At 56.9% G+C, this 13,044-nt stretch carries 12 protein-coding genes and 2 pseudogenes; 4 read left to right on the forward strand and 10 right to left on the reverse strand.

The window, feature by feature from the left end; translation table 11 throughout:
• The 8 genes from GGD50_RS23485 to traI are packed head-to-tail and all read right to left on the reverse strand — an operon-like array spanning position 1 to position 7,389.
• Positions 1-663 (reverse strand): conjugal transfer protein TrbF, encoded by a 663-nt coding sequence (locus GGD50_RS23485; protein ID WP_004119850.1) that lies wholly within the window; start codon positions 661-663, stop codon positions 1-3.
• A gap of 24 nt (positions 664-687) precedes the next feature.
• A complete protein-coding gene (trbL, locus tag GGD50_RS23490; RefSeq protein WP_004119851.1) occupies positions 688-1,866 on the reverse strand; it encodes a P-type conjugative transfer protein TrbL in 1,179 nt (392 codons plus the stop codon).
• Positions 1,867-1,870: 4 nt separating this feature from the next.
• Positions 1,871-2,674 (reverse strand): P-type conjugative transfer protein TrbJ, encoded by an 804-nt coding sequence (trbJ, locus tag GGD50_RS23495; protein WP_004119852.1) that lies wholly within the window; start codon positions 2,672-2,674, stop codon positions 1,871-1,873.
• Positions 2,646-5,102, reverse strand: a complete 2,457-nt coding sequence (locus tag GGD50_RS23500) for a conjugal transfer protein TrbE (protein ID WP_004119853.1) — start codon at positions 5,100-5,102, stop codon at positions 2,646-2,648. The genes trbJ and GGD50_RS23500 overlap by 29 nt, the downstream gene beginning before the upstream one ends.
• Before the next feature lie 9 nt (positions 5,103-5,111).
• On the reverse strand, positions 5,112-5,411 hold the full coding sequence (locus GGD50_RS23505) for a conjugal transfer protein TrbD (protein ID WP_004119854.1): 300 nt from the start codon (positions 5,409-5,411) through the stop codon (positions 5,112-5,114).
• Complete coding sequence (locus tag GGD50_RS23510; RefSeq protein WP_004119857.1) at positions 5,404-5,787, reverse strand: TrbC/VirB2 family protein; 384 nt, start codon at positions 5,785-5,787, stop codon at positions 5,404-5,406. Before GGD50_RS23510 ends, GGD50_RS23505 begins: the two co-directional genes overlap by 8 nt.
• Entirely contained in the window at positions 5,777-6,754 is a 978-nt protein-coding gene (gene trbB, locus GGD50_RS23515) for a P-type conjugative transfer ATPase TrbB (RefSeq protein ID WP_004119858.1), read from the reverse strand. Before trbB ends, GGD50_RS23510 begins: the two co-directional genes overlap by 11 nt.
• A complete protein-coding gene (gene traI, locus GGD50_RS23520; protein WP_004119859.1) occupies positions 6,751-7,389 on the reverse strand; it encodes an acyl-homoserine-lactone synthase in 639 nt (212 codons plus the stop codon). Before traI ends, trbB begins: the two co-directional genes overlap by 4 nt.
• A 378-nt stretch (positions 7,390-7,767) precedes the next feature.
• Here traI and repA point away from each other — a divergent pair, with 378 nt between their 5' ends.
• From repA to GGD50_RS32830, 4 genes and pseudogenes are all read left to right on the forward strand, one after another.
• Positions 7,768-8,988: a plasmid partitioning protein RepA gene (repA, locus tag GGD50_RS23525; protein WP_028755142.1), complete on the forward strand. Its 1,221-nt coding sequence runs from the start codon at positions 7,768-7,770 to the stop codon at positions 8,986-8,988.
• Positions 8,989-9,047: 59 nt separating this feature from the next.
• Complete coding sequence (repB, locus tag GGD50_RS23530; RefSeq protein ID WP_004119861.1) at positions 9,048-10,022, forward strand: plasmid partitioning protein RepB; 975 nt, start codon at positions 9,048-9,050, stop codon at positions 10,020-10,022.
• Between the two features lie 161 nt (positions 10,023-10,183).
• Entirely contained in the window at positions 10,184-11,398 is a 1,215-nt protein-coding gene (repC, locus tag GGD50_RS23535) for a plasmid replication protein RepC (RefSeq protein ID WP_004119862.1), read from the forward strand.
• 114 nt (positions 11,399-11,512) lie between these two features.
• A pseudogene (locus GGD50_RS32830) lies at positions 11,513-12,098 on the forward strand (GNAT family N-acetyltransferase).
• Here the strand turns inward: GGD50_RS32830 and GGD50_RS23540 are convergent.
• On the reverse strand, positions 12,047-12,250 hold the full coding sequence (locus GGD50_RS23540; protein ID WP_004119863.1) for a cold-shock protein: 204 nt from the start codon (positions 12,248-12,250) through the stop codon (positions 12,047-12,049). The pseudogene GGD50_RS32830 and the gene GGD50_RS23540 sit on opposite strands and share 52 nt — an antisense overlap.
• Before the next feature lie 140 nt (positions 12,251-12,390).
• Positions 12,391-12,843, reverse strand: a pseudogene (locus GGD50_RS23545) (Fic family protein); the annotation flags it as partial.
• Between the last annotated feature and the right edge of the window lie 201 nt (positions 12,844-13,044).

The raw sequence follows: 13,044 nt of genomic DNA on the forward strand, positions 1-13,044 counted from the left end.
TCAAAGCTGTGCCGTCCAGTCAAAATCCCTAACGTAGAGGCCGATCGGATTGAGGCGGATGGTCGCCTCGTCCTGCGGCGCGGTAAGCGCAACCGTCGCGATTCCGCGGAACCGGCGCGTCCCGGTTTCCTTGCCCTTCCGGTCCCGTTCGTATTCGGTCCAGTCGATCTGATAAGTCTGATTGGAGAGCGCCACTATGTTGTTGACCTCGATGGCGATCGTCGACGACTTCGCCTTTTCGAACGGCGAATTGCTGCGGAACCAGTCATTGATCTTCTGGGTCGAGGGATCGGAAGCTCGCAGAAGCGCATAGGTTCGATCGATATATTGCTTTTGCACTACGGCATCCGGTGTGACGCTGCGGAAGCTCGTTACGAAGTTGCCAAGCGTGGCGCGCACCACCCGCACATCCGCGTATTCGATCTGCTCGGGGAACCCTGAGGTGACCGAGGTGCCGAGCTTGTCGACCTGGACGATATAAGGCACCAGCTTCACCTGCGTGCTTAGGTATATCGCGTACCCGAAGCCGATCACGGCCATGGTCAGACCCAGTATGCCGACGATGCGCCATGCGGCCGCGGCCTGCACATAGGAGCCGTATCGCTCATTCCATTCCTGGCGCGCGGCAAGATACGGGTTTTCGGGAGCGCGTTTCGCTGCCATCGATCGATCACTTTCTGATTGCTATTAGTCTTTAAGTTCGGGAAGTGGCTTTGGTCCGCTGTGCCCACTGCGCGCCTGATCCAGCTTGGCGTTAGCAAGGCCTAGGATAGACCCGGCGTAGGCACCGGGAGAGCCGATGGCCTTCTCCTTGGTAGCCGAGCCCGCCGCTTTTCCTGCCGAGCCGATCCCTGCGCCGAAACCCCGCAGCATTGCGCCTGCGACGGATGACCCCGCGGCGCGCGCGGTTTGAGCCGCCGCAAATCCCGCCCCGGCAGCGCCCGCCGCGAGGAACCCTGCTCCTGTCGCAAACGATGCGGCCTGACCACCGTGCCTTATTGCCTCCATTCCGCCCGAGACGGACGCGCCCTGAACAACACCCTGCATGATGTTCGGGACGTAGATGGCGATAATGAAGACCACGACAGCGATACCAGCGATCGCAAGCGCAGTCTGGAACTGGTCGCCAATGTCGGGCTGGTCTGCCAACCCGATCAGCACCTCTGATCCGATACGCGAGATCATGACGAGCGCCATGAGTTTCATTCCGACCGAGAAGGCGTAGACCAAATATCGGACCGCGAAATCCTTTGTATAGGACGAGCCGCCAAGCCCCAGCATGATCATACCGGCAAGAAGGCCGATATACATCTCAACCATGACCGACACGAAAATCGCGGCGACAAGCGAGAATGAGATGACGACGACGACCATTGCAAAAGCAGCCGAGATCGCCAACGCGTTGTCCTCAAAAAGACCGAACTGTATCTTTTCCGACATCTTCGTTGCGACGGCGAGTCCAGCATTGAAGACGTCTGCTGGGGAGGCCGTGCCGCCTCCAGCCCCAATCTCAAACAAACTATCCACCACTGCCTTCGCAAAGGCCGGCCCCTGTCCCAAAACGAAGGCAAAAAAGCCGACGAATATGATCCGCCGGACAAGCTCGGCAAACCAGCTGTCTAGCGAAGCTGCCTGCAATGCGAGCCAGACGGCGGCGATGCCAATCTCGATTGTCGCGAGGATCCAGAACAAGGATTTCGCCGCATCCATGACAGTAGTTTCCCACCCCTTTGCGGCCGTGGTGATCTGGCTCTGTAATGAGGTCAGCACTGAACCTTCTTGGGCGACTGCCGGCTGTGCTGCCAGCATGCAGAAGGTGGCAATCACCATCGCGGTGCGGAGCCGCCGAAGACATATTGTTGTCATGTGCTTACCACTCGACTTTCATCTTTTCGCCGCCGGAGGTGGAAGGGGCAGTCCCGCTGAAGAATTTCTCACGCCGCGCCTGCGCAAGGTCCTTGTCGGTCTGTTCGGTCTGGAGCCAGGTGCCCATCATCGTCATTTGCTGCGAGACGAGGCCGCGAAGCTTCTGAATCTGGGCGACCTGTTGCGCGGCGATCTCATGCCCGACCTGCAGGGCTTTCATCTGCCCGTCGGCGGTCTCGGACATGGACCGCAGCGAGGACATCGTGCCTTCCTCGCTATCGAATTGCTCGGCCGTCAGACTCGCCGCCTTCAGCGTGCTGGCGATCGTGTCCCGGTTCGTATCGGACCAGGACTGATAGGTGGTAGAAAACGACGAATTGTCTGGCAGGTTGGTTTTAAGGCTTGAGTAGCTCTGAAAACGTTGTTGCAACACATCATCCGCATTGCCCATGGAAAACGAGATGCTCTGGCCCTGGTCGACGATGCTGCGCAGCTGGTTGAGATCGCTTTCGACCTGCCCCCACATATGCGACGGAAGCGTCGCCGTGTTCTGGAGGAGGTTTTGGTAGATATTCAGCTGCGTTTCGATCTGTTGTGCGAGCTGGCTGATCTGGGTGAGCTGGTTCTGGATCTGCTCGCCGGACTTCCCGACCAAAGCGACCAGCTCGCCATTATTGAGGACCTGCGTCCACTCGGTGGCGGCACCCGTGGCAGTTCCAGCATTTGCGGGCACGACAGTGCCGGCCATCAATGCGACAGCCGCCAGGCCAGTGAGCAATTTATTCGAGGTTGAGCAGCGCTGCGGCATCCTGAACTCCTCTCGTTCGTAGCCAGTGGATCGGCCAGTCGCGGCCGTGTTTGGAACTGAGCGTGCGGATGCGCTTCAGGTCTTCCTTGCCGGATGCGCCAACGAAACTGAGCGCCACGGGGCCGAGCGACATGTCGAAGAGCCGCCTGCCTTCGGACGTTGCGACGTAATATTCTCGCTTAGGAATCGCATTCGAAACGATCTCGATCTGTCTCTCGTTGAAGCCAATCCGCTCATAGAACTCGCGGGTCCCAGGCTCACTTGCGGCGCCGTTCGGCAGGCAAATTTTCGTGGGGCAGGATTCCTTCAACACGTCGATGATGCCGGAACGCTCAGCATCGGAAATGGATTGCGTGGCCAATACCACCGCGCAGTTCGCCTTGCGCAGCACCTTCAGCCACTCTCGGATCTTGCTCCTGAAGACCGGATGGCCGAGCATCAGCCAGGCTTCGTCTAGGACGATGAGGCTCGGTGAGCCATCGAGGCGCTTTTCGATGCGGCGGAACAGATAGGTGAGAACAGGTACGAGGTTCCGCTCGCCCATGTTCATCAACTCTTCGATCTCAAAGGTCTGGAATGAGCCAAGCAACAGTCCGTCTTTCTCAGCATCGAGAAGCTGGCCCATGGGACCATCGACGGTGTAGTGATGGAGCGCGTCCTTGATCTCGCGCATCTGTACGCCGCTTACAAAGTCCGAGAGAGATCGGCCCGCTGCACTGGCCATCAAGCCAATCTGGCGAGAGACCGCATTGCGGTGGTCCGGGGTGATGGTCACGCCCTGCAGCGCGATCAACATCTCGATCCATTCCGCGGCCCATGCGCGATCACTGTCGCTGGAGAGGTCCGACAGCGGGCAGAAGGCCAGCGCCTTCGCCTCTTCTTGAGCGTCGCCACCGATCTCATAGTGATCACCTCCGGTGGCAAGGGTCAGCGGAAGGAGAGAGTTCCCCTTGTCAAAGGCGAAGATCTGGGCGCGTTCATAGCGCCGGAACTGCGCGGCGATTAGTGCAAGCAGCGTCGACTTGCCCGAACCGGTCGGCCCAAAAATGAGTGTGTGACCGACGTCGTCGACATGTAGGTTCAGCCGGAACGGCGTCGACCCGCTCGCCACCTGCATCAGTGGCGGTGAATTCGGCGGGTAGAACGGGCACGGCGCGACAGGGGAGCCCGACCAGACAGAGTTGAGCGGAATGAGATCGGCAAGGTTGCTGGTATTGATCAGCGGTTCGCGGATGTTGCAATACCAATTGCCCGGTAGGCTGCCGAGGTAGGCATCGGTGGCGTTGAGCGTTTCGATGCGCGCCCCGAAGCCCTCCGCCTGAATAAGTCTGCGGATGGACTCTGCCTTTTCCTGCAGTCCTTCACGATCGTGATCGAAGAGAACGATGACGGGCGTGTAATAGCCGTATGCGACCAACTGCGACGAAGCCTGGGCGATAGCCTCTTCTGTCTCGGCGACCATGTTCATGGCGTCCTGATCAAGCGAACGGCTCTGCGTCTGAAAAAGCTGGTCGAAGAATGGGCGCACCTTCTGCTGCCATTTCTTGCGGGTCCGCTCCAGTTTTTGTCTGGCCTCCTGCGCGTCGAGAAAAATGAAGCGCGACGACCAGCGGTAGGTTAGCGGCATGAGATCGAGGCTGTTGAGGATCCCCGGCCAGCTCTCGGCCGGCAGGCCGTCGATCGCGACGACACCGAGGAAGCGGCTTTCAACCTTTGAGGTCAGCCCATGTTCAAGCTCGGCGGTCGCGATCCAGTCGAGAAACATGGGCACATCCGGCAGCCGGATCGGATGGTTGTCACCAGTGATGCAGAAGCGAACGAATTGGAGCAGTTCGTCGTAGCGGGCAACCCGCGCCCCTCCCCTCTCGAGAGCCTCCCGCGTTTCCATGCGACGGATCGAAAGCGTATTGGCGAAATACTGCTCGATCTCGCGGACCGCGTTCTTGAAAATGAACAGCACCGTGTCGGCATAGGTCTTCTTGCGGCTCACCTCGTCCGAGTAGATGTATTTGCTGAGCGCCGTTTTTTTGGATTCGAGCGGCCGATAGGTCAGGATCAGCGCGTGTTTACTCTCGAAATGCCCCTGTTCGCGGGCGAAATGCGCCCGCCGCTCGGCGTCGATCGCGCGAGTTACAGGATCGGGAAAGTGACAACGATTATCCGACGGATAGTCGAATGTCGGGATGCGAACTGCCTCGACCTGGATCATCCAGCCGCTCCCGAGCCGCGAGAGGATTGTATTGATATGGCGCGACAGTTCGTTGCGATCGAGGGCCGTGGCGCTCTCTGAATCTGGTCCCGCAAAATACCAGGCGGCCATCAGGCTTCCGTCTTTCAACAGGAGAACACCATTGTCGACGAGGCCGGCATAGGGGACGAGATCAGCAAAGGATGGGTCGGGGGCCCGGAAGCGTTTGAGAGCGACCATGCGTTCCTCTCAATACCGGCGCCACGGCGAGGAGGTCGCCTTGTAGTAATGCTTGTACGAGATATGGCGGACATAGACCTGTCGCATGAGCGGATCGGCCTTTGCCATCATTCTCAAGAGCCCGACGATGACAATCCAGACGCCAACGCCGAAGAGCGCCGAATAGATCGTAAGAACGACGAAGATGAGGATGACTGCGGCCAAGCCGGTGATCAGCACCAGTTCCCGGTCCGCGCCCACCAGAAGGTTCGGGCGCGACAGCGCGCGGTGGATGCGGTTCCGCTGCAGACCGGACGCGGACTCAGCCATTTGTCACTCCTGCGCCTTGGAAGCCGTCCGAGGCGACCAGCTCCCTCGTCAGGCCAATTGAAGCTCCAGTCGCGCCGAACAGGCCCACAATGGTCGTGGCACCGAGCAGAATGCCGGCGACGAGAACCACGTATACAAGTCGCCGCGCGAAGTCGTTCAACTCCCCACCAAATATGAGCATGCCGCCGGCTATGGCGACAGCCGCAAGTGCGATGTATCCTGCGACAGGTCCGGTGATCGACTCTTGAATCTGCTGCAGTGGTCCTTCCCAGGGCAGTCCGCCACCGCCCGAACTGGCGAGTGCCGGATCAAGCGAAGCGAGAACTGTCGTTAGGACAGAGAATGTGACCTTGGCGAGCGAAGGCTTACGCGACATGACGGGCCTCCTCTTCCTCATCGAGTTGGTCTGAACCGATCTGGTATTGGCCCTCCGCGAACCGTTCGATGTGGATGACGTCTCGAACCCGTCGCCCGCGCGGTGTCCGTTCAATGGAGATGATGAGGTCGACTGCCTCACCGATAACCTCGTGCATCGGCTGCTGGCTTGCTTCTGCGGTCAATTGTTCAAAGCGGCGGAGGGCCGACATGGCGGTGTTCGAGTGAATTGTCGCAACGCCTCCGGGATGACCGGTGTTCCACGCCTTCAGCAGAGTCAACGCGGCACCGTCGCGGACTTCGCCGACGACAATCCTGTCGGGGCGCAGTCGCATCGTGCTCTTCAGCAATCGTGACATATCAACGGTATCGCTGGTATGCAGAAGAACGGCGTTCTCGGCCGAACAATGAATTTCGGCGGTATCTTCGAGGATCACCAAACGGTCTTCGGGGGCGAATTTGACGATCTCATCGATCAACGCGTTCGCAAGCGTCGTTTTGCCAGAACCGGCGCCCCCGGATACGATGATGTTTCGCCTTTTGGAAATCGCCTTTCGGATCATTAAGGCGTGGCATCCCGTCAGCGCGCCTGACCGCACATATTCTTCCAGCGGAATTAGGCGTGGGGCACGGCGGCGGATCGTAAAGGCTGGCTTGGCGACCGCTGGTGGTAAAAGGCCTTCGAAGCGGTGCCCACCTATCGGGAGCTCGCCGGAGATGATCGGTTGCTTCGTGTCTACCTGGGACTGAAGGAAATGCGCCACAATTCCGATCACCGTTTCCGCGGCGACGGGGGACATTTCGCCGGCCGCCGCAACGCCGTGAGCGAGGCGCTCAATAAAGAGCTTTCCGTCCGGATTGAGCATTATTTCGATCACATCCACGTCTTCCAATGCGGCGCACAGCTTATGGCCGAGCGCGTCTTGAAGTTTGCAGACAAGCCGGTGGTGAGAGCGGAGCTGGTTCATGGATTTCTCCTTTTCCGCTGCCCATCTGGGGAGATGAATTCAGAACGGTAACTGGATGGACGAAGCCTCAGGAATGTCTCGGCGTTCACCGGTAAGGTGCCCGCGACGGCAATTGTCTTGCCAATGTTCTTTGGTTCGCCCAATCGCGATAGGTGCCACCCAACGCGTGCAAGGATCCGCTCGAATCGAAGATCGGTCACCGTGACGAGCTCCGTGTACCCATTTGCGATGCACCATTCGATGATGCCTGCGAACATGGTCAAAGTGGCCTCGTGGACGAGGCCTCCTCCGCGAAGATCGACCAAGGTTGTGTCCACGCAAAAACGGGAGCTTTCGATCATACTTGGATGGGCGTTTAGGTGTCCATGCGTTAGCAGTGACGAAAAGACATGGGTCACCATCGTCGGACCCATGGCCGGCAGGAGTCTAGCGCATCCTGCCACACGAGCGCTGTCCGATACGGCGAGTATGTAAGTCGGCTGGAGAGCGTCGAAGACGTCCGCTTCCCGGCCGTCAAGAACACCGACCTCCCAACCCAACCGATTTGAAAACACTTGAGCTCGAAGTCGATGATGTGCTTCGAGAAGGTGCTGTGCAGGAAGCCCATGTCTGGTCGATATCGCAACAACCTTCATACTGATCTCCGTCGCTTAAATTTATCGACAAAGATCAGCACGGATTAGAATGGCTGGGCAGTTGTAGAATCCTACAAGGTATTTTGGTGAGTCGCGCGCGGTTTTGGGCGACAACGCGCTGATCTGATCTCGCGTGTTATTCCCTTAGTTGTAGGAATCACCAGTGAACAAATATGCAACGAACGTTGTGACTCGGAGCGGTAACAGATTGGATTTGCAAGGGAAATACAGATGGCGGCGTTAACCATAGGTCAAGGGGCGTCCCGGCTATTAACAGTTTATTAGCCGCATTTTCCTTGCCGGCCCGCGAGAATCGGACATAATAACGGTTCAGTGGCAATATCGGGCCGAAAACCGTTATCTGAAAGATTTCTGACAATGAACGCTAATTCGATGGCTTCGCTTAAGATGCCGATGCACTTTGAAGATCAAATCCTAGAACAGGGTGATTTGATCTCGAAAAAGCTGCACCTACTTAGCGTACAACGATTCCCGCCCAACGCGAAAAAGACATTGCGAAGCTTCTCGCTGGCGGAGGTCGCGACCTATGTCGGCGTATCGCAGAGCACATTGAAAAAGCTGCATCTGGACGGAAAGGGCCCCTCCCCTCAAACATCGTCCTCCGGTCGTCGCTCCTACACCGCCGAACAGATGTTGGAACTGCGTCAATATCTGGATACGCACGGTCGATCCGACAACCGCATGTATGTTCCCCACCGGCGCGGCGGTGAAAAGCTGCAGGTGCTTGCTGTAGTCAACTTCAAAGGGGGCTCGGGGAAAACCACGACCGCCGCGCATTTAGCGCAGTACCTGGCATTGACGGGGCATCGCGTCCTTGCCGTAGACCTCGACCCTCAAGCATCCCTTTCGTCTCTGCACGGCTTCCAACCGGAGCTCGATCAGATCGCGTCCATCTATGATGCCATTCGCTATGATGGTGCGAGAAAGCCGATCTCGGAGATCATCCAGACCACTAATTTTCCTGGATTGGACATTGTCCCTGCAAACCTCGATTTGCAGGAGTATGAATATGACACGCCGCTTGCGATGTCTGATAAGTCTTCTAATGAAGGCAAAACGTTTTTCACCCGCATATCGCGGGCTTTGGCTGAGGTCGACGATCGTTATGATGTCGTCGTCGTCGACTGTCCACCGCAGCTCGGATATTTGACGCTGACCGCACTGACCGCAGCTACAAGTGTTCTGATAACAATCCATCCGCAGATGCTCGACGTGATGTCGATGGGTCAGTTCCTTCTGATGCTTGGTGGAATCCTAAAGCCGATCCGTGCCGCTGGTGCGGAAGTGAACCTCTCCTGGTACAGATACTTGATTACGCGCTACGAGCCGACCGATGTTCCGCAAGCCCAGATGGTCGGCTTTATGTCCACGATGTTCAACGAGTTCATACTAAAGAACCAGATGGTGAAGTCGACGGCGGTTTCAGATGCCGGAATTACCAAGCAAACTCTGTACGAAGTCGATCGGGCATCCATGAATAGAGGCACGTATGACCGTGCGATGGAATCGTTGGATGCAGTGAATGCTGAAATTGCCGGCCTCGTTCACGAGTCATGGGGACGTCGATTTGTCAGCTGACAAAAACGAACGTTTTATGCGGAAAAACAAGCAGCTAACGGCTGCTCGGAGCAAATGAGATGGCACGGAAAAATCTGCTCGAGGGACTTGCTGACCTGCATGAAGATAGCGGCACGGCACCTGCATATCCAATGCGAGGCGCAGGCAAATCTCTCGTGCGTTCGCTGGACGAGCTGGCAAAGCAGGCTGACAAATATCTCGAAGGCGAGGCAATTATCGAACTTGATCCGGCACAAATTGAAGGCTCCTTCGTAAAGGATCGGATATCAGACGACGACGGCGAGTATCAAGATCTGCTAGAGGCAATTAGGGTACGTGGGCAGGATACGCCTATTCTCGTGCGGCCCCATACAAAGGTCGATGGTCTTTATCAGGTTGTCTTCGGCCACAGACGGGTAAGGGCAGCAAGGGACCTCGGCAGAAAAGTCCGGGCTATTGTCAAGGCAATCGACGACCGTTCCCATGTCATTGCTCAAGGGCAGGAAAATTCCGCGCGCGCGAATCTCTCTTTTATCGAAAGGGCGTTATTTGCCAAGCGCCTGGATGATCTTGGTTACGGCCGAGAGGTGATTTCCTTGGCATTGTCCGCGAATGCGGCTTCGGTCTCGAAGATGATGACGGTGGCAGAGCGCATCTCGGCTAACGTCATAGAAAAAATCGGGTCGGCTCCCGGTGTGGGCCGAGAGCGCTGGATAGAGCTTTCACTTCTAGTCGGAAAATTCGCCAATAGCGGCAAAGTGTCAGAAGTTTTGAGCACGGACGGCTTCGACGCATTGCCGTCCGATGAACGCTTTTCATCTCTGTACAAGGCGCTCAACAGAACAGCGCGGCCCGTGAGGAAGGCGGAGGTTTCGACTCAAAAGGCGAAGTGGCAGCCCCGGGACAAGGCAGTGCAGGCCGAAATCAAGAATACGGGCAAAGCTTTCTCGCTCTCGATGAAGGCGAAGAATGCTGGCCGTTTCGGAGAATATCTTTCCCGCAATTTGGATGCGCTCTACGAGCAATTCCTGAAGGAGGGAAGCAAAGGAGACTGAAGCCGCAAAAGAAAAAGGCCCCCAAACGACCAAGTCGTGGAAGCCCTTCTCGTATTCCCTAAGCAAGATTGAGAATCGCATTTCCACGAATCCCTGTCAAGAGTCGTAACCGTCGATTTGGCGGGCGGATCTCTTTTGCCTCAATTAAGGTGAGAGAAAAAATGCAGATTGGAAGTGTGACGACGCCCTTCGGGCGGCGGCCGATATCGCTTGCCCAGGTAAGAGGGCAAATGAAAACGGCTGAGATGCGGCCAGGTAAGACGGCCGACAAATGGAAGATCTTTCGCGATGCCTCGGAGGCGAGGGCAGTGCTCGGCATTCAGGACCGCGCCCTTGCCGTTCTTGATGCGCTCTTGACCTTCTATCCCGACAATGAGCTTTCGGAAGAGCGCGGCCTGGTGGTGTTCCCATCAAATGAACAGCTTTCCGTTCGAGCGCATGGTATTGCTGGCACGACATTGCGCCGCCACCTTGCTGCACTCGTCGATGCTGGACTGATCCAGCGCAAAGACAGTGCTAATGGCAAACGATACGCCCGAAAGGACAATGGCGGCCAGATCGAAGATGCGTTCGGCTTCAGCCTCGCGCCGCTGCTTGCTCGCGCCGAAGAGCTTGCGCAGCTCGCACAGCAGATAGCAGCCGAGCGCCGGCACTTCCGCAGCGCCAAGGAAGCACTGACGATCTGCCGTCGTGACGTTCGTAAGCTGCTGACGGCTGCGATAGAAGAGGGCGCTTCTGGCGATTGGGAAAAGCTGGAGGGCTACTACGTGCAGCTGCTCGCAGGCATCCCCCGCTCCCCAACCCTCAAAGATATTGAATCCGTCCTCGACGAAATGCGAATGTTGCGTGAAGAGATCATCAACCAACTGGAATTTCAGGAAGATTCTCAAAAAACAGATACCAATGATGTCCAAATTGGACGTCACATACAGAATTCAAAACCCGAATCCAGCAATGAATTTGAACCTCGCTCTGAAACAGAGCAGGGGGCGAAATCGAACCCAGACATTGGGCGAATGCGAGAGCCGATAAAGGCTTTTCCACTGGGAATGGTCTTGCAGGCCTGCCCTGAGATTTCGAATTACGGGCCGGGCGGGGCGGTCGGGAGTTGGCGCGATCTCATGTCAGCCGCGGTGGTCGTGCGATCGATGCTGGCCGTCAGTCCGAGTGCCTACCAGAATGCCTGTGAGGCACTCGGTGCCGAGAATGCTGCGGCCGTGATGGCCTGCATCCTCGAAAGGGCAGGGCACATCAACAATGCGGGCGGTTATTTGCGTGACCTCACCCGCAAGGCAGAACGCGGAGAGTTTTCACTTGGGCCGATGTTGATGGCGCTGATGCGAACGAATGGTTCGCCAGGCCGGAGAGCATCATGAGCTGCAAAAAGCTGATGCTGTTTGGAGACCGCAGCAAGGTGAGATCCTGGCTTGTGGTCTCCCGAGTATCGCCGATAAGCTATCAATCTAAAGTGGGGTCGCTGAAAACAGCATATTCGAAGGGCCGTAACCTCGGATGCAAAGAGCTGTGTAGCCTTCTGAACGAAATCATCCGGACATCCGCGCCGGCGGAACAACGGCGCTGGAGACGCTGCTTTCGGCCGCGGGGTTCGCGGAGTGGTTTATTGATCGCAAGTTACGATCGGCTGCTTGTCGGCTGTCAGTTGTTAAGCCTGTACGGCGATCCACCGTTTTGTCGACATCCCTACATTTGCACGCGCGAACCCAAAGATATCCAGCGTCGACAGCTCTTTTTACCGCAACTCGGACAACAGCCGAAGAACTCGTGTTCGAAATTCATCAATGCGACCGTACGTGCCGATAACATCATGAGTCTTGCTATTGCACCAAGATGGGGTTTGAGGGCTATGCTAGTCTCATAGACGTTCCGCTTCTGGATGTGACACCCTTCGACCGGGCCAAGAAGTTGGGCGCTGCGCCTTTGGCACAGGCCGAGATCTCGCAATTTAAGAGCAGGTGGCCCCGAGGCGCTTTTGAGCCCGTTGCCGCCGCTCCGGTCAATTGGCCTCAGAGCGGTCTGACGTTTTCCGCCTTTAACTTGCCGGTCTTCCGATCCTGACCGAGATCGTAGGAAACGGACTGTCCCTCTCTGAGATAATCGCCATATTGCAGGGCGGTGACATGCACGAAAACGTCGCCTCCTCCGCTTTCCGGCGTGATGAAACCAAAGCCTTTATCGGCGTTGAAGAACTTAACCTTGCCAGTTGGCATAACAATCCTCGTGTCTTCGCAGTTTAGGCAGCAAACTAACGACCAGCCACAGCAAGAATCAAGCCAGTCTGCTTCCGCCGAGTGATGTCGCGCTCTTTGGATAGAGTGGACGAAAGGCCGTGCCCCAGCCGTTGTTTCTATCACTCTGGCTCCGGCAGGTTTAAGGTGTAACGCGTATGTCGGCGTTCACCGCTGCGGTTCATTGCCCCCTTCTCCACCATATCATGAAGGTCTCGAGTCGCCGTTGCCCGGGAAGCCCCTGTGATCGAGATGTAATTTTCCGCGCTCAGGCCACCTTTGAAGCCTTCAATCCCTTCGCGGAACATGCGGGAGATCGCCTTGGCGATTGTTGAACTGGTCGCGGAACCGTTCATAGAACTTTGCCTTGCGGATATAAAACGCAACGCGCGTGAGAGTCGTCTGCTGCGCATCGAGAATGGTTTGCAAGAAGTAGAGTAGATGAGCCTTTCGATTATATCGAGCTTACGCTGATTTGTTTCGAGCTCTCCGTAATAAGCCTTGCGGCTCCTTTTGATCGTATATGCAAGCGAGATCAGGCTCGGTTGCCCGATGTTTTGCGCGAGCGACTTTTGAGGGCCGAACAAGCAGCCCAGCAGGTCGCCGCGCTGAAGAAAGATCGTGACGAGCCGGCATACCATCATGCGGGTTCGAGACGAGAAACCACCTCGGTCGTTGGCAGAAGGAACAATGATGACCGGCTACACCATTGAACCGGACGGGCGTCAGGTGGAGGAGGAAATCCACCTTGGCGGGGTTGGCCGAACAGGTCGTGG

Origin of the sequence: Martinezella paranaensis (assembly GCF_014200235.1) — a bacterium.
Lineage (GTDB): Bacteria > Pseudomonadota > Alphaproteobacteria > Rhizobiales > Rhizobiaceae > Rhizobium > Rhizobium paranaense.